The following is a 19,284-nucleotide window of genomic DNA, read 5'->3' as shown; positions in this document are numbered from 1 at the left end:
GCTTAGTTTTCAAAGATCGTTTGCTTTTAATCAGCTATCCTTGTAAGGTATCAAGCGGCTTTTTAAAAGCCCTTGCTGAAACAAGGAAATGAAAGTATAGTCATAGAAAGCTTAAGGTTTGCTTAAATTTAGGGAATGTTTGGGAAAATATTTTGATTTTTTAGAGCGCTTAAAAATCGCGCGATCTTTTCTTTAGGGATAATCACCAAACTTTCTTGGTTTTCTAAAGTGTTGCTAGCCATCCCCATAAACTCCCCCACTTCGCTAAAATAGGGCCTCCCTCCCCACAACATGCTCCCCTTTTTAAAAGAACTATCAAGCGAAAGAAACTTTTTAGATTTCAAAAGTTCAGCCACAGAAATATCCGTTGTCTGTATAGAAAAAGAATTCCCCTCATTCAATGCTGGGTAGTAGAGATCAGAATTGGGTGTTTTTTGATCGGTATAGGGATTTGAATGGAAAGTTTGAGCGTATTTGGTGTAAATCCTTGCATGATAATAGCTCTCTTCTCTTTTATGGCAATAATCGTCTCTAAAATCGGCGGTTTTTAAAAGCGAAAGCCCTTGATCTCTATCTATCGCTTCAAGGTGCAAGCTGGCTATGCAAATCAGCTCTTTAGCGCTGCTGTCTTGCATTTTGGCTAAAATCGTTTTAGGGTATAAGCCATTAGAATAAAGCGTTTCAGAAGAAGCGATATAACGCCCGTTTTTGAGCAAAGTCGCATAGCCTTCTTTATAAGTCCCATCGCTAAAATACACTTTCAATAACGCAACAGAATAAATCCATGCAGGGAGCGTTGGATCAAGGGGCGGATCGTCTCTAACGATTTGAATGTTATTAGCACTCATCATGCATGAAAATAAAACGATACAACAACCAACCGCTAATCTTTTATGCCAACGCGCCATTATCCAACTTACCGCTTAAATTTTAAAAGTATCCTACGACACTATCGGCTAAAATACCATTTGTTTTAATTTGTTGCTATAATAGAACATTTGAATGACAAAAGCTTATCGCAAAGGTTTATGATGAAACCAATTAAAATTTATGATATTAAAGAAGAAGAGCTTGCAAAAACCGCTTACGCCACGATCAAAACCAATAAAGGCCATATCACCCTAGAGCTTTTTTACAAAGACGCGCCCCAAGCGGTCAGTAACTTTGTAACTTTGGCTAAAGAGGGTTTTTATAACGGACTTAATTTCCATCGTGTGATCGCCGGCTTTGTGGCTCAAGGAGGTTGCCCTTATGGCACAGGCACAGGCGGGCCAGAACACCGCATCAAATGCGAAGTGGCCCACAACCCCAACAAGCACAAAAGAGGCTCTATCTCTATGGCGCATGCCGGAAGAGACACAGGAGGGAGTCAATTCTTCTTGTGTTTTGTGGATTTGCCCCATTTAGATGGCGAACACACCGTATTTGGCAAAATCACTAGTGCAGAAGGCCTTAGCGTTTTGGACAAAATCAAGCAAGGCGATATTATAGAAAGCGTTGTGTTTAGCTCTTCTCTATAAAGGAACAAAAGATTAGACATGCTCATACTCAGCCGCAAAGTTAATGAAGGGATTGTCATTGGTGATAATATCCACATTAAAGTCATTTCCATAGATAGAGGGAGCGTGCGTTTAGGGTTTGAAGCGCCTGAAAGCACTCTTATTTTGCGTGCTGAACTCAAAGAGGCCATTGTGAGCGAAAACCAAAAAGCTTCTGCGTCCGTAGATGAAAGCTTGTTAGAAAACATCAAAAAGGTCATTAAGCCTTGACGCATGTTTTTGAAGTTTATCCTAAAGTCAATATTTTTTTAAAAATCCTTCACAAAGAAGGGGCTTATCATAAACTCATTTCTCGCATGTGTTTGGTCAAAGACAAGCTCAAAGACATTATCAGCGTCAAAAATGCCTTATCTTTCTCATTAAAAGGGGATTTTGACTGCCCTTTAGAAGAAAACTCGCTCTTTAAGGCTCTCCAAATTTTAAAAAAATTTTTAGCACAAAAAAATTCCTCTCACTCTATCATCAAATCCCTAGACACCCTAGCGATTGAAGTGGAAAAAAACATCCCTACTCAAGCCGGGTTAGGCGGTGGGAGCGCTGATGCTGGGGGGCTGTTGTATCATTTGAATCAAATATTTGATTGTCGTTTGAGTTTAAAAGAGCTTTATACTATGGGGTCTTTAGTGGGCGCGGACACCAATTTTTTCATCTCGCAATACAAAAGCGCTAACGCCACTTCTTATGGCGAAGTCATTGAAAATTTTGAAGAAGAGCCTTTAGAAAATCGCCTAGAAATCTATGCGCCAAATCATGTTTTTTGCAGCACTAAAGCCGTTTATCAAGCTTATAAGCCTAAAACTTGTTTTTCTCAAGCTAAAGAATGGCTTAAAAAACCGAGTTTAGAATGCCTAAAGACTTGCGACCGAAGCGAATTAAACGATCTTTTAAAGCCGGCTTTACTCACTAACCAAGCTTTAAGAAGTATAGAAAGCGAATTAGGCAAGGAGTGGTTTTTTAGCGGGAGCGGGAGCGCGTTTTTTAGGCTAAAGCCTATGCAAAAAGGGGGCGAATGAAACTCATTGCCAGCAATAAAAAAGCCTATTTTGATTATGAAATTTTGGAAACTTTAGAAGCAGGATTAGCGCTTTTAGGCTCTGAAGTGAAGGCTTTGAGGCAAACTAGGGTGAATTTAAAAGATAATTTTGTTAAAATAATCAAAGGAGAAGCTTTTTTATTTGGTGTTCATATATCATATTTAGATACAATCCATGCGTATTACAAGCCCAATGAAAGGCGAGAGCGTAAGTTGCTTTTACACAAAAAGCAATTATTGAAATGGCAAATTGAAGCGTCTAAAGAACGCTTGAGTATTGTAGGATTGAAATTGTATTTTAACCAAAAAAATAGAGCTAAAATCCAAATTGCTTTAGTGAAAGGAAAAAGATTGCACGACAAAAGACAAAGTCTTAAAGAAAAAGCGCTCAATAAAGAAATTCTTGCTGATTTAAAACACCACTTTAAAGGATAATAATAATGAAAGAAATGGTAGATTATGGGATTATAGGGTTTTTGATCTTTTTATCAGTCATCGTTATAGCGATCGCAATAGAAAGGTTGTGGTTTTTTGCCACTCTTCGTGTAGATGACTACACAGACAGGCGTAAATTAGAATTAGCCTTACACAAACGACTGACTTTAGTGGCCACGATTGGCTCAAACGCCCCTTATATCGGTCTTTTAGGAACGGTTATGGGGATCATGCTCACTTTTATGGATTTAGGCTCAGCTTCTGGCATTGACACTAAGGCGATCATGACTAATTTAGCACTTGCTTTAAAAGCGACCGGCATGGGGTTATTGGTAGCGATCCCTGCGATTGTGATTTATAACTTGTTAGTGAGAAAAAGCGAGATTTTAGTTACCAAATGGGATATTTTCCACCATCCGGTTGACACGCAATCCCATGAGATTTATAACAAAGCCTAAGGATTGAGCGGTGAAAAAAGTAGAATCCATGAATGTGGTGCCTTTCATTGACATCATGCTTGTGTTGTTAGTGATCGTGCTTACAACGGCGTCTTTTGTGCAAACTTCAAAGCTCCCTATTAGCATTCCTCAAGTGGATAAAGACAGCACTGATTCTAAAGATGTGCTAGACAAAAAACAAGTTACGATCGCCATTTCTAATAAGGGTTCTTTTTATTTTGACGATAAAGAAATCAGCTTTGAAAATTTAAAACACAAGGTTTCCACTTTGGCTAAAGACACCCCTATTGTCTTGCAAGGCGACAAGAAAAGCAATTTGGATAACTTTATCAAAGTCGTGGATTTATTGCAAACGAACAATCTGAAACAACTTTACATTCTTGTTGAAGATAAAAAGAATCAAAAAAATTAGTTTTAGTCAATTTTTAGCATTCTTTAGCTAAAATCTGTGTTTATGTTTAATTTTTATCAAGGGAGTTTTAAATGAAACGCACTTACCAACCACACAACACACCAAGAAAGCGAACCCATGGCTTTCTTGTGAGAATGAAAACCAAAAACGGGCGCAAGGTGATTAATGCCAGACGAGCTAAGGGCAGAAAAAAGCTTTCCGTCTAAACCCTATGACTCTTTAAAAAACAAGAGTGAGTTTGATAGGGTTTATCAAAAGGGTTTCAAAAAGCATAACCCTTTTTTTTCGCTCTTTGTTTTGGATTTGTCAAAAGAGCCGCCAAAAGGGAAAGAGGGCTTTAAAGATCCGCTCTCTTGTAGGCTTAAAGACAAAAAAACGCTTTATTTATTAGGCTTGAGCGTGTCCAAAAAAGTCGGCAACGCCGTGAAACGAAACCTTATCAAACGCCGTTTGCGTTCGCTTACATTAAAGCATGCCGCTCTTTGTCAAGGGCTTGCTTTGGTGTTTGTGCCTAGAAGCGATTGTTACCATTTGGATTTTTGGGCTTTAGAAAAACATTTTTTAGAAATGCTAACTTCCATTAAAAACTATATGAACAAAGCCTTAAAAGACTTGAAAAAAGGAATAACTCATACCCATGCGAAACAATAAAACGCCTTTTTTGAGCGCGATTTTTACGGCATCAATTAGGGGTTACCAACGCTTTTTTTCGGCTTTCACCCCTTCAAGCTGTCGGTTTTACCCCACTTGCTCTAACTACGCTCTGTGGTTGCTCTGTTTTGAAAACCCTTTGAGCGCTATGGGTAAGATCATTCTAAGGATACTCTCATGCAACCCTTTTTGCTCTGGGGGCATTGCTTACCCTACTACTCGCTTGAAACGCCCTAGTTTGCTCCAATCTCATAAAGATTTTAATCGCAATTTTAAAACCATCACTTTTTGGCTCGTTCCCACAAAAAGTCGCGCAACTTACTACATCATTAAGGTTTAATCACAATGGATAAAAACAACAATAATAATCTCCGCTTGATTTTAGCGATCGCTCTGTCTTTCTTGTTTATCGCTCTTTATAGCTATTTTTTCCAAAAACCAAACAAAACAACAACCGAAACCACAAAGCAAGAAACAACTAACAACCACACAACAACAAGCCCTAACGCGCCCAACGCCCAACATTTTAGCGTTACTCAAACCATCCCCCAAGAGAATTTGTTAAGCACGATTTCTTTTGAGCATGCTAGGATTGAAATTGATTCTTTAGGGCGTATCAAACAGGTTTATCTCAAGGATAAAAAGTATCTAACCCCCAAACAAAAAGGCTTTTTAGAGCATGTGGGCCATCTTTTTAGCTCCAAAGAAAACGCGCAACCCCCACTAAAAGAGCTCCCCCTTTTAGCAGCCGATAAACTCAAGCCTTTAGAAGTGCGTTTTTTAGACCCCACGCTCAATAACAAAGCGTTCAACACCCCTTATAGCGCTTCAAAAACCACCCTTGGGCCTAACGAACAGCTCGTTTTAACTCAAGATTTAGGCGATCTTAACATCATTAAAACCCTGACTTTCTATGATGATTTGCATTATGATTTAAAAATCGCCTTCAAATCGCCCAATAACCTTATCCCTAGCTATGTCATCACCAATGGTTACAGGCCGGTGGCTGATTTGGACAGCTACACCTTTTCAGGCGTGCTTTTAGAAAATAACGACAAAAAAATTGAAAAAATTGAAGATAAAGACGCTAAAGAAATCAAACGCTTTTCTAACACCCTCTTTTTATCCAGCGTGGATAGGTATTTCACCACCTTGCTTTTCACTAAAGATCCTCAAGGTTTTGAAGCCTTAATTGATTCAGAAATAGGGACTAAAAACCCCTTAGGCTTCATTTCCCTTAAAAATGAAGCGAATTTGCATGGCTATATTGGCCCTAAAGATTACCGCTCTTTGAAAGCGATTTCGCCGATGCTCACTGATGTGATAGAGTATGGCCTAATCACTTTTTTTGCTAAAGGCGTGTTTGTTTTACTGGATTATTTGTATCAATTCGTGGGCAATTGGGGTTGGGCTATCATTTTTTTAACGATTATCGTGCGCCTAATCCTTTACCCCTTAAGCTATAAGGGCATGGTGAGCATGCAAAAGCTCAAGGAATTAGCCCCTAAAATGAAAGAACTCCAAGAAAAATACAAGGGCGAACCCCAAAAATTGCAAGCCCACATGATGCAGCTTTACAAAAAACATGGGGCTAACCCGCTAGGGGGTTGTCTGCCCTTGATCTTACAAATCCCGGTGTTTTTTGCGATTTATAGAGTGCTTTATAACGCCGTGGAATTGAAAAGCTCAGAGTGGATCTTATGGATTCATGATTTATCCATCATGGATCCGTATTTTATTTTACCGCTTCTTATGGGAGCGTCTATGTATTGGCACCAAAGCGTTACGCCAAACACCATGACCGATCCCATGCAAGCAAAGATTTTTAAATTCTTGCCCCTATTGTTCACGCTTTTTTTAATCACTTTCCCTGCAGGGTTAGTCTTGTATTGGACCACGAACAACATCCTTTCGGTGTTGCAACAACTCATCATCAATAAAGTCTTAGAGAATAAAAAACGAGCGCATGCGCAAAACAAAAAGGAACATTGATGCAAAATCCTATTGAAATCAAAGCTAAAACCTTAGAAGAGGCTCTCATTCAAGCTTCTATCGCCTTGAATTGCCCCATTATTAATTTGCAATACGAAGTCATTCAAATGCCCTCTAAAGGTTTTTTAAATATAGGTAAAAAAGAAGCTATTATTTTAGTGGGCGTTAAAGAAAGCGTTAAGGAGGTTAAAGAAGAGAGCGTTAAAGAAATTGACACGAAAGGAATCCATCAAAGCGCAGAAGAAAAAAAACAAAACTTAGAAACAGAAACGCCGCAAGAAGAAAGAATCACCCCTAAACCCCCTAAAAAAAACCTTAAAGAAGAATCTCATAATGGAGACAAACTCCATGAAATTAAGCAAGAATTGAAAGACTTATTCTCCCACTTGCCCTATAAAATCAATAAAGTGGAAGTCAGTCTTTATGAACCGGGGGTTTTATTGATTGATATTGATGGCGAAGATTCCGCTCTTTTAATTGGCGAGAAAGGCTATCGTTACAAAGCCCTTTCTTACTTGCTCTTTAACTGGATCCACCCTGCTTATGGCTATAGCATCCGCTTAGAAATTTCTACTTTTTTACAAAACCAAGAAAAGGTCATGGAAGCGCAACTCCAAAGCACGATAATGACCGTGCATGAAGTGGGCAAAGGGCAGATGAAAGCCCCTGATGGCGTTTTAACCTATATCGCTTTAAAGAAATTACGAAAAGCGTTCCCCAACAAATATGTTTCCATTAAAACCAATTTAAACGATGAAAAATACATCGTTATCAACGACTTCAACAATGAATGACACCATCGCCGCTATCGCTACCCCTTTAGGCAAGGGAGCGATCAGCATCATTAAAATCAGCGGCCATAACGCCCTAAACATTCTCAAACAACTCACTCAAAAACAAGACTTCACCCCCAGATACGCTTATGTGTGCGATATTTTTTCTAATGGTGTTTTATTAGACAAAGCGTTAGTCATTTATTTCAAAGCCCCTTATAGTTTCACCGGTGAAGATGTGTGCGAAATCCAATGCCATGGAAGCCCCCTTTTAGCGCAAAATATCTTACAAGCTTGCTTGAATTTAGGATCTAGGCTCGCTAAAGCGGGGGAATTTAGCAAAAAAGCCTTTTTAAACCATAAAATGGATTTGAGCGAGATTGAAGCGAGCGTTCAGCTCATCCTTTGTGAAGATGAAAGCGTTTTAAACGCTCTAGCCAGGCAGCTTAAGGGCGAGTTAAAAATCTTTATTGAAGAGGCTAGGAATAATCTTTTAAAGCTTTTGGCGAGCTCAGAAGTTTTGATTGATTATAGCGAAGAAGACATTCCTAGCGATTTTTTAAAGGAAGTGTCTCAAAATTTAGAAAAACAAATCGCCTCTTTTAAAGATTTATTGGATTTTTCTAACACGCAAAAACAAAGGAATAAGGGGCATGCCTTAAGCATTGTTGGCAAACCCAATGCCGGCAAAAGCTCCCTATTAAACGCCATGCTTTTAGAAGAAAGGGCTTTGGTGAGCGATATTAAAGGCACAACAAGAGACACCATAGAAGAAGTCATTGAACTACAAGGGCATAAGGTGCGCTTGATTGATACCGCTGGCATTAGAGAGAGCGCGGATAAAATAGAGCGTTTAGGGATTGAAAAAAGCCTTAAAAGTTTAGAAAATTGCGACATTATTTTAGGCGTGTTTGATCTTTCTAAACCCCTAGAAAAAGAAGATTTTAACCTTATGGACACCCTTAATCGCACTAAAAAGCCTTGCATTGTTGTTTTGAATAAAAACGATTTAGCCCCCAAACTAGAGCTTGAAATTTTAAAATCTTATCTTAAAATCCCTTATTCTATCCTAGAAACTAACACCCTAAATTCCAAGGCTTGTTTGAAAGATTTGAGCCAAAAAATCAGCGCCTTTTTCCCCAAACTAGACACCCAAAACAAGCTCTTGCTCACTTCCCTAGCCCAAAAAACCGCCCTAGAAAACGCCATTACTGAATTGCAAAACGCTAAAAACCATTTAGAAACTTTAGAGCTTTTTTCTTATCATATTTTAAGCACGATAGAAAACTTGAACTTGCTCACCCGCCCTTATGAAACCAGCCAAATGCTTGATAGCATGTTCAGCGAATTTTGCTTGGGCAAATAAAATCGCTTAAAGAATGGATTAAAACCCCTTTTTAGCGCTGCTTTTTAAGACTTTTTTACCCATTAGTGCGGTTTAATACCCGTATTTGCAAAAACCATACTGCCATTTTTCAAAAAGTGGTAAAATGAGCTAGTTTAAAATGTATACATACCTATAAGCTATTTTTGAGTAAAAATGTTAAAAAAGACCATAAGGAGATTTCATGTTAAAACTCGCTAGCAAAACGATTTGTTTGTCCCTAATCGGATCATTCACCGCTGTAGAAGCCTTTCAAAAACACCAAAAAGACGGCTTTTTTATAGAAGCCGGGTTTGAAACTGGGCTATTGCAAGGCACACAAACCCAAGAACAAACCATAGCCACAACCCAACAAAAACCCAAACCCAAACCCAAGCCCAAACCCATTACCCCTCAAAGCACCTATGGGAAATACTACATCTCCCAAAGCACCATTTTAAAGAATGCGACTGAGTTGTTTGCAGAGGACAATATCACCAACTTAACCTTTTATTCTCAAAACCCTGTGTATGTAACCGCTTATAACCAAGAAAGCGCTGAAATAGCAGGCTATGGCAATAACAGCGTGGTCGTGATACAAAACTTCTTGCCCTATAATTTAAACAACATTGAGCTGAGTTATACAGACGCTCAAGGCAAGGTAGTTAATTTGGGCGTGATAGAGACTATCCCTAAACAATCTCAAATCATTCTGCCCGCAAGCTTGTTTAACGACCCGCAGCTTAACGCTGACGACTTCCAACAGCTCCAAACTGCCACCACAAAATTTTCTGATGCTAGCACGCAGAATCTGTTTGATAAGCTCAGTAGGGTTACAACCAATCTTCAAATGACTTATATCAATTACAACCAATTTTCTAGCGGTAACGGCACTGGTTCTAAACCCCCATGCCCTCCATACGAAAATCAAGAAAACTGCACGGCTAAAGTGCCGGCTTTCACCTCTCAAGACGCTAAGAATTTGACCAATTTAATGCTGAACATGATGGCGGTGTTTGACTCTAAATCTTGGGAAGACGCCGTTAAAAACGCCCCCTTTCAGTTTAGCGATAACAACCTGTCAAAGCCATGTTATTCCAATTATTCTACATGCGTGAACCCTTACAACGATGGGCTTGTTGATCCTAAATTGATCGCTAAAAACGCTGGAGATGAATACAATATAGAAAACGGGCAAACAGGCTCAGTGATATTAACGCCGCAAGATGTTATCTATAGCTATAGAGTTACGAATAATCTTTATGTGAATCTCTTGCCCCCAAGAGGAGGGGATTTAGGGCTAGGGTCTCAATATGGCGGCCCCAATGGCCCAGGCGATGATGGCACCAATTTTGGCGCTTTAGGGATATTGTCTCCTTTCTTAGACCCTGAAATACTATTTGGCAAAGAATTGAATAAAGTCGCCATCATGCAATTAAGAGACATCATCCATGAATACGGGCACACTTTAGGCTATACGCATAACGGGAACATGACTTATCAAAGAGTGCGCATGTGTGAAGAAAACAATGGGCCAGAAGAGCGCTGTCAGGGCGGGAAAATAGAGCAAGTGAATGGACAAGAAGTGCAAGTGTTTGACAACGGGCATGAAGTGCGAGATACCGATGGCTCTACCTATGATGTGTGTTCTCGTTTTGGCGGCCAAGGTCAGCCCGCTTTCCCTAGCAGTTACCCCAATTCCATCTATACTGATTGCTCTCAAGTCCCCGCCGGGCTTATAGGCGTTACCAGTGCTGTTTGGCAGCAACTCATTGATCAAAACGCCCTACCGGTGGATTACACTAATTTGAGCAGCCAAACCAACTATTTAAACGCTAGTTTGAACACGCAAGATTTTGCGACCACTATGCTTAGTGCGATCAGTCAAAGCCTTTCATCTACTAAATCTAGCACCACTACCTATCGCACTTCAAAAACCTCACGGCCCTTTGGAGCCCCCCTATTAGGCGTTAATCTTAAAATGGGCTATCAAAAATACTTTAATGATTACTTAGGGTTGTCTTCTTATGGTATTATCAAATACAACTACGCTCAAGCCAATAACGAAAAAATCCAGCAATTAAGCTATGGCGTGGGGATGGATGTGTTATTTGATTTCATCACCAATTACACCAACGAAAAGAACCCTAAAAACAATCTAACTAAGAGGGTTTTCACTTCATCTCTTGGGGTGTTTGGGGGGTTAAGGGGCTTATACAATAGCTATTATTTGTTGAATCAATACAAAGGGAGCGGTAATTTAAATGTGACCGGTGGGTTGAATTACCGCTACAAGCATTCTAAATATTCTATAGGCATTAGCGTTCCTTTGGTCCAGTTGAAATCTAGGGTCGTTTCTAGCGATGGCGCAACTACCAATTCCATCACCCTCAATGAAGGAGGCAGTCATTTTAAAGTGTTTTTTAATTACGGGTGGATTTTTTAGGAGTTAAAAATTGGCTTTAATTCTCTATTGGCTCTAAACGCTCTTTTTAGGCTCTTTTGTAGGCGGTTTAACGCTGTTTTGCGAGCGAGCGTTAGAGTTCGCTCTTTTTGTGCTTGTATCGCTTGCGTGATTTCTTTAAGCTCGTTGAAGCTTTTCTCTGTCTCGTTGTTTTGTCTCATGTTTTTGTTCTCCTTTTATTCTCAAACGCCCTTTTTTAGGCGGTCGTTTGATTTAAAAATGCGTCAGCTTTTAAAAAAGTTTGTTGGTTTGTGGGACAAAAAGATAGACCCTAGCTTGGGGATTTGAACGCGCAAAATCATTTGGTTTTTTCAAATAAGCTCGCTCGTGTAGGCTCTTAAAAAAGATTTTAGTTTTTAGTGGGTGTGTTTTAGATGGGTTTGTGGGATAAAGAGTATTGAATGATATTTAGTTTATTTGGCAAGAACAAAAGCCACAAACCTTTAGAGGGTTTATTTTAATGGATGCGAAAACGCCACGCTAAACAAAATAATGACGCTACAAAACTGAATGAATAAGCATAAAGCAAGATTAATACCCTGCTTATAGCCCCGTATTGCCCTGCCCTTCTTTATTGGCATAATCTTTCAATTCTTTATAAAGCAAAGATTGCAAGCGCGTGATAGCAAAATTCTTATTCTTTTCATCCACTTCAAGGCTTCTATTCAATACGGGCGTGCCTTGACAATCGCTCGCGCTAATAATCACTCTAATGCGTGTGATACCATTAGCACTGTCTGTGAAAACTTCATTTTTGATTTGATAAAGTTTTTCTTCATCGCTAGGGGTTAGCACTCTGGCATAAGCGCTTATGAGAGCGTTTTTAATCTCTGTATCGCTGTTGTTATCAAAAGTGATTTGCACTTTAGGTTTGAAAGCGTTTTGATAATAGATTTTTTCATAATTTTCTAACGAACTCACTGGGACAGAATACGCTTTTAAAATTCTTTCTATAGGCATCGCTTTAGCCAATAAATCCCCCATGCTCTTGGATTGCTGTAAAAAAACCCCTTTGCAAACCTTAGGCATTAAGCTGGAAAACTGCCCATAAAGAGCGTTATACTTATCCCTTAAACCCTGCAAAAACAAGTTTTGATTAATCCTTACTCTGGTGTAGTAGATCCCTTTTTGCGCTTCTTGATTGACAATTTCTACATTATTCAATTCCAAGTCATCGGTTTTTAAGTTAATCGTTTGCGAATCACTGGATTTTAACTTATTATCCACACGACTTTTTTGGATATGGATTTGTGAATTGACCACCACGCTAATAGACGCCACTAAATCCGCTAACGCTTTTTGTTTAGAAGCTTCTTTAGAAGTGGCTGAACCACTCCCATAAAGATAGCCTTTTTGGGTGTTTGTTTTGTTATAGGCCTTGCTATACCACTTAGGCTCTGCGCTTAAATTGGCACCCACAAAAGCCATAAGGCATGCAAGAATAATCTTTTTCATTATTAATCCTTACTCATTCGTTAAAGCGACATGCTCCTTAGTGATCTTTAGAAGCACATAAACTTTATCCGTATCAATAAAAGTGGCCTTTAGCTCACTAGCCTTAATCTCTATTTTATCCCCCTTGAAAGCTTCCATCACTTTCTCTAAGGCGTTTTGTCTGGCTGAGGACAAGCTATAATCCATATCTGAAGGCAATACATCGCTCACCCCACACACTAAAATTTTTTCGTCTTTGGTTTGGGTCTTTTCAATCTGCACTTCTTTTGAGCAATCTTTTGCCCACTTAGGCAAGGATTTCCCCCACGCCACTCCCAACACCAAAGCAAGCACGATAGCAAGGCGTTTCATCAAAACCCTACTTTTTAACCATGCCTAGCTCTTCGCGCACTTTATCCACAATTTGCTTATCCAAGCCCACTAAAACAAAAACCCTATCTTTACCGACATAACGGGCAAGCATTTTAGAAGCGATCAATTCCTTATCCACTAATTGAGAAATTTTTTCAGTATCAGTGCCGCTTATGGACCTTTTACCAGAAGCGTCTACCGTTCTGGTTTTTTCATTTTCCAAATCTTTTTGTAAAGTGGATTTTAGATTCGCCGCTAAATTAGCCCTAGCTTTCGCTGTAGCCTGATTCGTAGAATAATCCACATCGTTATTGGTGATCAAATCTTCAGCCCTTCCTAAAAAGACCCCTGAATATTTTTCATACTTCGCCACTTTTTCCAAATCCCCTACAACCCAATCAGGAGCGCCTTTAGTCGCTTCTTTGTAAGCCTTATTGCTTTTACTGATACCTGATTTTGGGGCATGGCTACAACCTACGATCACCATCGCTGCTATCACACTCATTCCTAAAATTTTTTTAACTTGATTTTTCATCGCTCATCCTTTCAAATATAAATTTAAAACATACGCTTATTGCTAGCATTTTTCACAATAGGCTTAACATCGCTCCATACCTCTTCACCCGTTTTCCTATTGGTAAGGCTTAGGGTGAAGTCGTAGTCTAAGCGCTGCCTAGAACTACTAATAGAGGCTACGATACTGGATACTTTACCACTTAAAGATAAATCAGCGGCTTTTAAAGTGCCTTTTTCTACAGTGGTGTCTTGATTATACTCTTCGCTCTCTCGTTCTTTTTCGCGCTGTTTCACCATTCGGCTGTCCGCTGCAATGCCGCTCCCTCCACTCGCCCTTGTGATATTGAACCTCCCATTAGATCGCAACCGCAACTGCCGCGCGATTTCGGTCGTCAAAAGATTCATGTCCAAATTGGGTTGCGTGGTGTCGTTAATCACATCTGAAACTTCAATCAAATGCTTGCCCTTGAGTTGCTCAAAATTAGGGTCGCTAAACATGGAATCTAACATCGCGTTAGCGGTTATCAATAAATCCGTGCTATTAATACTTGCAGTCGTATTTTTAGTGGCATCGTTCACATTTTGATAAGTTGCCATTTCGCTTGAGCAACCCACCCACAATAAAGTACTCAAAATCACCGAGCTTATAATTTTTAATTTTGTTTTCAATACCATAATGATAGAAACTCCCTATTCAAAATTTAAAACAGATACTTCCGTTCCTAATTTTAAACTTCTAATCTAAACACACAGTGTTTTTGCGGATTTTAGCATTTTATGCGTCTTTTTTTTCACATTTTACAAGTTTTAGCCCTACAAATTTCACACTGCAAGCATTAATACCACAAATTCGCTCATTTTTAGCTTAATTAAAGAAACTTTTTTAACAAGCATGCTTATTTAAAAACGATAAAAACGATTTTTTGAGATAAAAAAATAATATAAAAGCTCTTTGAAGTTAGCCCCCTATCAAAAAGGGGGCTAAAAAATTTCTATGGGTTCTTATTTGGAGTTCTTATTTGAACAACAAGACTCTTTAACGCCCCTTACAATAACGCTTTTAGAGCGTCTTCAATCGGTTTTTGAGAGCTAGGTTCTACAAGCCTTTCACCCACTTCTTTGGCGTTTTTATAAAAAATCAAAGTAGGGATCTTGCGAATGCCTAAGCTCTCTTTTAAATCCTGGCTTTCATCAAAAGAAACCTTAAAAAATTCCACCTTGCCTTTGTAAGTTTTGGCTAAATTTTCCATGATCGGCTCAATCTTCCTGCAATCCGGGCACCAACTCGCCCCCACATTAACCACTACCGCTTGATGAGCGGTTTTTTCTGCGTAATTCTTCCCGTTAATCACTTCTAACATGATAATCCTTATTTTTTATTTCCCCCAACCGCCGAAGTATAGCACAACAAACGCTAATTCTCTTTAACATTAGCCCTATTAGCCATAAACGCATGCAACTCATTGTATTCTTGGCGGTTTAAAAACCGCATTTTCCCTACCGGCAAGGCATTCAAATTCACAAAACCATAACGAACGCGCCTTAAATCCAACACCCCAGCGTTAAAAAACGCAAAAAAACGCCTTAATTCTCTGTTTTTCCCCTCATTGATAATGACTCTCAGTTTAGAGTATTTGGCATGGTTTTTGATGATTTCATAACCAATAAAGGGGGCAAATTCCATGCTTTTAATGGAGGTTTTTTGGTGTGCTCCCTTAGTGGCGTTTTCTAATTTCAAACCCTCTTGCATGGCGTTTTCCATCTCTCTTGTAACAAAGCCTTGAATTTTAACAAGATACTCTTTTTCTAAATTCGCATGCATCAAAGCGCTCACCACCGCCTTACTATCGCTTAAGAGTAGCACCCCTTCACTCGCAAAATCCAAACGCCCCACCGGCGCGAAATGGGCGTATTTTTTCTCCAAGCTTTCATAAATCACGCGCCGTTTTAAGGGATCGGCTTTACTCACTAGTTCGCCCTTTGGCTTGTGATAAACCAGCACGCTGAATTTTTTGTTTTTTAAGGGCTTGATGAGTCGTTTGTCTAAAAACACCTTGTCGTTTTCTTTAACCACGCTAGCGAGTTTGGCATGCTCATGGTTGATTTTCACCCGCCCTTCTAAAACCAACTTTTCGGCTTCTCTTCTTGAATGCTTGGTGTAATGAGCTAAAAACTGGTTGATCCTCAAGCTAAATCCCTCCACTCTAACCCTTTAAAATCGTCCTTAATCTTTTCATTCACCATTAGATCGCTTTGGATTTTGAATTGCTTATCCTTATCTTTGATGATCAGATACAAGGGGCGTTTGCCCTGGTGTTTTAGAGCACTCTCTTTGATTTGTCTTAAAAACTCTTTTTTCACATCGTTTTCCAACACGATCGCTAAAGAGCAAGAGCTAGAAGCGAGCATTTCAAAGGGGGGGATTTCACGCACATCTTCTTTTTGCTTGTCAGGGTCTTTATAGCGGGCTTTAGGGATTTTAATCTCCCTAGCGCTCTCTAAATCCAAGATTTCAAAAAGCCTTAATCGCGCCACTTCTTCTTGCTCTTCAATCTTGCATTTAAACACTAGAGGCTTATTAATATCCAACTCTTCTAAGGCGTTTAATTGCTTTTCAAAAAGCATGAGTTCAAACTTGCCGTATCGATCCAAAATATCCGCTGTGCCATAAGGCTTACCGCTTCGTTTGCCAATTTTCTTTTTAACCTCCATGATTTTGCCCAGCAAATAAGCCTGCGATCCGATTTCTAATTCTTCAATATCAATGCTTTTGACTAAATTTTTAAAGCCCTTAATTTCTTCTTTAAACTCGTCTAAAGGGTTGCCTGAAACATGGATTCCTAAAGTTTCATACTCGCATTCTAAAAGCGTTTTAGCGTCATGCTCGCCCAAATCAACCATATCCAAAATAACCTGCTCTTTAATTCCGCCTTCCATGGCTCCAAAAAGAGAATTACCCCCTTGCATCATTTCATTAGCCTTGTCTTTAGCGCGCCCAGCATCGCAGATCAAATCCAAGTTAGCGAGCATGGTTTTTCTAGTGTAGCCTAAATTGTCCAAGCTCCCTGATTTCACCAATGGCTCTAAAGATTTTTTAGTGAGTTTAGAAAAATCCACCCGTGAAATGAAATCTTCCAAACTCTTATAATCCCCTTTAGCCCTTTCTTCAATGATGTTTTTAATCGGCTCACCCCCAACCCCTTTGATCGCTCCTAAACCAAACACGATTTTCTTTTCTAATTCGCCCTTTTGATTTTTAAACTCCGCCACGCTGAAATCTTGCATAGAAGAATTGATGTGTGGGGGCATCACTTCAATTTCTAAAGCCCTAACCTCATCAATATAGCGTGCCACGGATTCGATCTTATTAGATTCGCTAGTGAGCATCGCTGCCATGAACTCATGCTTGTAATAAGTCTTTAAATACGCCGTTTGGAAAGTGATCATCGCATAAGCGGCTGAATGCGATTTGTTGAAACCATAACCAGCAAATTTAACGATCAAATCCCACAAATTAGCCGCCTTTTGACCATCATGCCCTAAATTTTTAGCCCCTTCTACAAACTTAGCCTTATTGTCCGCCATGATTTGAGCGTCTTTTTTCCCCATAGCACGACGGATCAAATCCGCTTCACCCAAGCTAAAACCGCCGATAGTTTGCACGATTTGCATCACCTGCTCTTGATAGACGATTGTGCCGTAAGTGGGCTTTAAAATCGGCTCTAATTCTTTAAACGCATAAGCGATAGGCTCAACGCCATGCTTTCTGTTCACAAAATCATCTACCATGCCTGATTCCATAGGCCCCGGTCTGCCTAGCGCGATAATGGCGATAATGTCTTCAAAGCTTGAAGGCCTTAAGCGCTTGTTAAGCCCTTGAAACATTCCGGATTCAATTTGGAAGATCCCCACCGTATCCCCGCTTTGGATCGTTTTATACACTTTCGGATCGTCCATATCCAACGCTAAAAAATCCACATCAATGTTGTGTTGCGTTTTAATGATTTTAAGCGCATCATCAATCACGGTCAAGGTTTTAAGCCCCAAGAAGTCAAACTTAATCAAATCCACCGGCTCTAAATACTTCATGGAATATTGCGTAACGATACCGCCGGTTTTTTCAGAGGCAAACAAAGGGGTTTTGTGCCACAACTCTTTTTGGCTATCCACCACTAAAGCTGCGGCATGCACGCCTGCGTTGCGATTCAAATTCTCTAAATTGAGCGAATACTCCCACACTTGTTTGGCTACTTCATTGCTTTCTACTAATTCCTTGATTTTAGGCTCTAATTCCCACGCCCCCTCTATGAATTCGCCATTTTTTTCATAGCCTTTAAGCGTGATGCCTAAGCGGTTGGGTATGAGTTTGGCAAAATCATCCGCCTCCTTATAAGGCATGTCCAAAACCCTTGCGACATCTCTAATCACGCCTTTAGCCAACATTTTATTAAAGGTGATGACTTGAGCCACATTGTATTTGCCGTATTTTTCAATCATGTATTCTATGATTTCCTTACGCCGGCGCTGGCAAAAATCCGTATCAATATCAGGCATGCTGATTCTTTCAGGGTTTAAAAACCTTTCAAAGAGCAAATCGTATTTCAAAGGGTCAATATCGGTGATTTTTAAAGCAAAAGCCACCAAACTCCCGGCCGCACTCCCCCTACCAGGCCCCACAGGAATGCCCATTTCTTTAGCGTAACGGATAAAATCCCACACAATCAACATATACCCCGGGAATTTCATGTTCGTGATGACTCCAATTTCTTTTTCTAGGCGTTCTTTGTATTGATTATGCTTTTCTTTTGGCACTAAGATCAAGCGCTCTTTCAAGCCCTCTCTAGCCTTATAGGCAAAATAAGAGGCGTCATCTTCAAAATTCAGCCCCTCATTTTGAGCGTAAGCTTTAGTGAATTTGAAGCTTGGGGGGGTTGGGGGGTTCTTTTTATCGTCTTTTAAATCAATCTCTAAAACGCATTTATCAGCGATTTCTTGGGTGTTTTCTAAAGCTTCTGGAATGTCTGCAAAGAGCTTTGCCATTTCTTCAGGGGATTTAATGTAAAACTCATGCACGGAGTGTTTCAAGCGCCCCTTATCGTTTAGGGTTTTACCCATCGCTACGCACATCGCCACTTCTTGAGCCTTAGCGTCATTAGGCATGGTGTAGTGGGTGTCGTTTGTGGCGATGATTTTTAACCCTGTTTCTAAAGACATTTTAATGACTTGCTCATCAATGAATCGCTGATCTAAAATGCCATGGCGCATGATTTCTAAATAAAAATCGTCTTCAAAAATCTCTTGGTATTCGCAAGCGATTCTTTTAGCTTCATCATAGCCTTTAGCCCCATACTTGCGGTTTCTCTCATTATTAGTATTTAAATGGTAATTGACTTCCCCTTGCAAGCATGCGCTAGAAGCGATAATGCCTTTAGAATGCTCCCTTAGAAGCTTTTTATTGATGCGCGGGAAATAATAAAACCCTTCTAAATACGCCATAGAGCTTAAGAACATCAAATTTTCATAGCCCTCTTGGTTTTTAGCGAACAGGCACAAATGGAAGCGCTGCTTGGTTTCTTTGCTAGAGAGATTGTCATCATTATGGATATACGCTTCCATGCCGATGATAGGCTTAATGCCTTCTTTTTTCATGCTCGTATAAAAATCAATCGCTCCAAACATGTTCCCATGGTCGGTTACGCTCACGCTTTTCATGCCCAATTCTTTAATGCGTTTGGCTAGAATTTTAATCTTGTTCGCCCCGTCTAAAAGCGAATATTCTGTGTGCAAGTGCAAATGCGTAAAGGCTTTATTCTCTTTCATTG

At 39.7% G+C, this 19,284-nt stretch carries 22 protein-coding genes; 13 read left to right on the top strand and 9 right to left on the bottom strand.

Going from position 1 to position 19,284, the window contains the following annotated elements; all coding sequences use genetic code 11:
* Positions 1-128 precede the first annotated feature (128 nt).
* The gene (locus EAL04_RS00955) at positions 129-908 is read right to left on the bottom strand and encodes a hypothetical protein (protein WP_120972646.1); all 780 of its coding nucleotides are present in this window, start codon (positions 906-908) and stop codon (positions 129-131) included.
* Positions 909-1,031: 123 nt separating this feature from the next.
* Here EAL04_RS00955 and EAL04_RS00950 point away from each other — a divergent pair, with 123 nt between their 5' ends.
* From EAL04_RS00950 to EAL04_RS00890, 13 genes are all read left to right on the top strand, one after another.
* Positions 1,032-1,520, top strand: coding sequence for a peptidylprolyl isomerase (locus EAL04_RS00950; RefSeq protein ID WP_162982440.1), 489 nt, complete (start codon positions 1,032-1,034; stop codon positions 1,518-1,520).
* 18 nt (positions 1,521-1,538) lie between these two features.
* The gene (locus tag EAL04_RS00945; protein WP_108321278.1) at positions 1,539-1,769 is read left to right on the top strand and encodes a carbon storage regulator; all 231 of its coding nucleotides are present in this window, start codon (positions 1,539-1,541) and stop codon (positions 1,767-1,769) included.
* Positions 1,766-2,572, top strand: a complete 807-nt coding sequence (locus EAL04_RS00940; protein ID WP_120972641.1) for a 4-(cytidine 5'-diphospho)-2-C-methyl-D-erythritol kinase — start codon at positions 1,766-1,768, stop codon at positions 2,570-2,572. The genes EAL04_RS00945 and EAL04_RS00940 overlap by 4 nt, the downstream gene beginning before the upstream one ends.
* Positions 2,569-3,027, top strand: coding sequence for an SsrA-binding protein (gene smpB / locus EAL04_RS00935; RefSeq protein WP_000766473.1), 459 nt, complete (start codon positions 2,569-2,571; stop codon positions 3,025-3,027). Before EAL04_RS00940 ends, smpB begins: the two co-directional genes overlap by 4 nt.
* Before the next feature lie 5 nt (positions 3,028-3,032).
* Positions 3,033-3,485: a TonB-system energizer ExbB gene (exbB, locus tag EAL04_RS00930; RefSeq protein WP_000661837.1), complete on the top strand. Its 453-nt coding sequence runs from the start codon at positions 3,033-3,035 to the stop codon at positions 3,483-3,485.
* A 10-nt stretch (positions 3,486-3,495) separates the two neighbouring features.
* Positions 3,496-3,897: an ExbD/TolR family protein gene (locus EAL04_RS00925; protein ID WP_000755082.1), complete on the top strand. Its 402-nt coding sequence runs from the start codon at positions 3,496-3,498 to the stop codon at positions 3,895-3,897.
* A gap of 71 nt (positions 3,898-3,968) precedes the next feature.
* Complete coding sequence (gene rpmH, locus EAL04_RS00920) at positions 3,969-4,103, top strand: 50S ribosomal protein L34 (protein ID WP_001847286.1); 135 nt, start codon at positions 3,969-3,971, stop codon at positions 4,101-4,103.
* Positions 4,063-4,548 (top strand): ribonuclease P protein component, encoded by a 486-nt coding sequence (gene rnpA, locus EAL04_RS00915; RefSeq protein WP_120972639.1) that lies wholly within the window; start codon positions 4,063-4,065, stop codon positions 4,546-4,548. Before rpmH ends, rnpA begins: the two co-directional genes overlap by 41 nt.
* Positions 4,535-4,888 carry a membrane protein insertion efficiency factor YidD gene (gene yidD, locus EAL04_RS00910; protein ID WP_120972637.1) on the top strand — a complete coding sequence of 118 codons (354 nt, stop codon included), beginning with the start codon at positions 4,535-4,537 and terminating at the stop codon, positions 4,886-4,888. Before rnpA ends, yidD begins: the two co-directional genes overlap by 14 nt.
* A gap of 5 nt (positions 4,889-4,893) precedes the next feature.
* Positions 4,894-6,540, top strand: coding sequence for a membrane protein insertase YidC (gene yidC / locus EAL04_RS00905; protein ID WP_120972634.1), 1,647 nt, complete (start codon positions 4,894-4,896; stop codon positions 6,538-6,540).
* Positions 6,540-7,334 (top strand): Jag N-terminal domain-containing protein, encoded by a 795-nt coding sequence (locus EAL04_RS00900; RefSeq protein WP_120972632.1) that lies wholly within the window; start codon positions 6,540-6,542, stop codon positions 7,332-7,334. Before yidC ends, EAL04_RS00900 begins: the two co-directional genes overlap by 1 nt.
* The gene (gene mnmE / locus EAL04_RS00895; RefSeq protein WP_162982439.1) at positions 7,327-8,679 is read left to right on the top strand and encodes a tRNA uridine-5-carboxymethylaminomethyl(34) synthesis GTPase MnmE; all 1,353 of its coding nucleotides are present in this window, start codon (positions 7,327-7,329) and stop codon (positions 8,677-8,679) included. Before EAL04_RS00900 ends, mnmE begins: the two co-directional genes overlap by 8 nt.
* Before the next feature lie 202 nt (positions 8,680-8,881).
* Positions 8,882-11,122, top strand: a complete 2,241-nt coding sequence (locus tag EAL04_RS00890; RefSeq protein WP_120972628.1) for an outer membrane beta-barrel protein — start codon at positions 8,882-8,884, stop codon at positions 11,120-11,122.
* Here the strand turns inward: EAL04_RS00890 and EAL04_RS00885 are convergent.
* The 8 genes from EAL04_RS00885 to dnaE all read right to left on the bottom strand — a co-directional run bounded on the left by EAL04_RS00885 (position 11,119) and on the right by dnaE (position 19,282).
* Complete coding sequence (locus tag EAL04_RS00885; protein ID WP_120972626.1) at positions 11,119-11,301, bottom strand: hypothetical protein; 183 nt, start codon at positions 11,299-11,301, stop codon at positions 11,119-11,121. The two genes, EAL04_RS00890 and EAL04_RS00885, sit on opposite strands and share 4 nt — an antisense overlap.
* A 382-nt stretch (positions 11,302-11,683) precedes the next feature.
* Positions 11,684-12,595, bottom strand: a complete 912-nt coding sequence (locus EAL04_RS00880; protein ID WP_120972624.1) for an LPP20 family lipoprotein — start codon at positions 12,593-12,595, stop codon at positions 11,684-11,686.
* Between the two features lie 9 nt (positions 12,596-12,604).
* Positions 12,605-12,946 (bottom strand): hypothetical protein, encoded by a 342-nt coding sequence (locus tag EAL04_RS00875; RefSeq protein WP_120972622.1) that lies wholly within the window; start codon positions 12,944-12,946, stop codon positions 12,605-12,607.
* 7 nt (positions 12,947-12,953) lie between these two features.
* A complete protein-coding gene (locus EAL04_RS00870) occupies positions 12,954-13,481 on the bottom strand; it encodes an LPP20 family lipoprotein (protein WP_000795968.1) in 528 nt (175 codons plus the stop codon).
* 23 nt (positions 13,482-13,504) lie between these two features.
* Positions 13,505-14,137 (bottom strand): penicillin-binding protein activator LpoB, encoded by a 633-nt coding sequence (lpoB, locus tag EAL04_RS00865; RefSeq protein ID WP_120972620.1) that lies wholly within the window; start codon positions 14,135-14,137, stop codon positions 13,505-13,507.
* A gap of 371 nt (positions 14,138-14,508) precedes the next feature.
* Complete coding sequence (locus tag EAL04_RS00860; RefSeq protein ID WP_000895155.1) at positions 14,509-14,823, bottom strand: thioredoxin family protein; 315 nt, start codon at positions 14,821-14,823, stop codon at positions 14,509-14,511.
* Positions 14,824-14,876: 53 nt separating this feature from the next.
* Entirely contained in the window at positions 14,877-15,665 is a 789-nt protein-coding gene (locus EAL04_RS00855) for a pseudouridine synthase (RefSeq protein WP_120972618.1), read from the bottom strand.
* A complete protein-coding gene (gene dnaE / locus EAL04_RS00850; RefSeq protein WP_120972616.1) occupies positions 15,647-19,282 on the bottom strand; it encodes a DNA polymerase III subunit alpha in 3,636 nt (1,211 codons plus the stop codon). Before dnaE ends, EAL04_RS00855 begins: the two co-directional genes overlap by 19 nt.
* Positions 19,283-19,284: the final 2 nt, after the last annotated feature.

It is taken from the genome of Helicobacter pylori (genome assembly GCF_003638305.1).
GTDB lineage: Bacteria > Campylobacterota > Campylobacteria > Campylobacterales > Helicobacteraceae > Helicobacter > Helicobacter pylori_DJ.
The sequence above is the reverse complement of the archived record's forward strand: the minus strand, read 5'-3'. Positions and strand labels throughout refer to the sequence as shown.

Bases quoted from the DNA above. Each gene is read 5' to 3' on its own strand.
- EAL04_RS00955 (WP_120972646.1), bottom strand. From the start codon at position 908: ATGGCGCGTTGGCATAAAAGATTAGCGGTTGGTTGTTGTATCGTTTTA.
- EAL04_RS00950 (WP_162982440.1), top strand. From the start codon at position 1,032: ATGAAACCAATTAAAATTTATGATATTAAAGAAGAAGAGCTTGCAAAA.
- EAL04_RS00945 (WP_108321278.1), top strand. From the start codon at position 1,539: ATGCTCATACTCAGCCGCAAAGTTAATGAAGGGATTGTCATTGGTGAT.
- smpB (WP_000766473.1), top strand. From the start codon at position 2,569: ATGAAACTCATTGCCAGCAATAAAAAAGCCTATTTTGATTATGAAATT.
- exbB (WP_000661837.1), top strand. From the start codon at position 3,033: ATGAAAGAAATGGTAGATTATGGGATTATAGGGTTTTTGATCTTTTTA.
- rpmH (WP_001847286.1), top strand. From the start codon at position 3,969: ATGAAACGCACTTACCAACCACACAACACACCAAGAAAGCGAACCCAT.
- rnpA (WP_120972639.1), top strand. From the start codon at position 4,063: ATGCCAGACGAGCTAAGGGCAGAAAAAAGCTTTCCGTCTAAACCCTAT.
- yidD (WP_120972637.1), top strand. From the start codon at position 4,535: ATGCGAAACAATAAAACGCCTTTTTTGAGCGCGATTTTTACGGCATCA.
- yidC (WP_120972634.1), top strand. From the start codon at position 4,894: ATGGATAAAAACAACAATAATAATCTCCGCTTGATTTTAGCGATCGCT.
- EAL04_RS00900 (WP_120972632.1), top strand. From the start codon at position 6,540: ATGCAAAATCCTATTGAAATCAAAGCTAAAACCTTAGAAGAGGCTCTC.
- mnmE (WP_162982439.1), top strand. From the start codon at position 7,327: ATGAATGACACCATCGCCGCTATCGCTACCCCTTTAGGCAAGGGAGCG.
- EAL04_RS00890 (WP_120972628.1), top strand. From the start codon at position 8,882: ATGTTAAAACTCGCTAGCAAAACGATTTGTTTGTCCCTAATCGGATCA.
- EAL04_RS00885 (WP_120972626.1), bottom strand. From the start codon at position 11,301: ATGAGACAAAACAACGAGACAGAGAAAAGCTTCAACGAGCTTAAAGAA.
- EAL04_RS00880 (WP_120972624.1), bottom strand. From the start codon at position 12,595: ATGAAAAAGATTATTCTTGCATGCCTTATGGCTTTTGTGGGTGCCAAT.
- EAL04_RS00875 (WP_120972622.1), bottom strand. From the start codon at position 12,946: ATGAAACGCCTTGCTATCGTGCTTGCTTTGGTGTTGGGAGTGGCGTGG.
- EAL04_RS00870 (WP_000795968.1), bottom strand. From the start codon at position 13,481: ATGAAAAATCAAGTTAAAAAAATTTTAGGAATGAGTGTGATAGCAGCG.
- lpoB (WP_120972620.1), bottom strand. From the start codon at position 14,137: ATGGTATTGAAAACAAAATTAAAAATTATAAGCTCGGTGATTTTGAGT.
- EAL04_RS00860 (WP_000895155.1), bottom strand. From the start codon at position 14,823: ATGTTAGAAGTGATTAACGGGAAGAATTACGCAGAAAAAACCGCTCAT.
- dnaE (WP_120972616.1), bottom strand. From the start codon at position 19,282: ATGAAAGAGAATAAAGCCTTTACGCATTTGCACTTGCACACAGAATAT.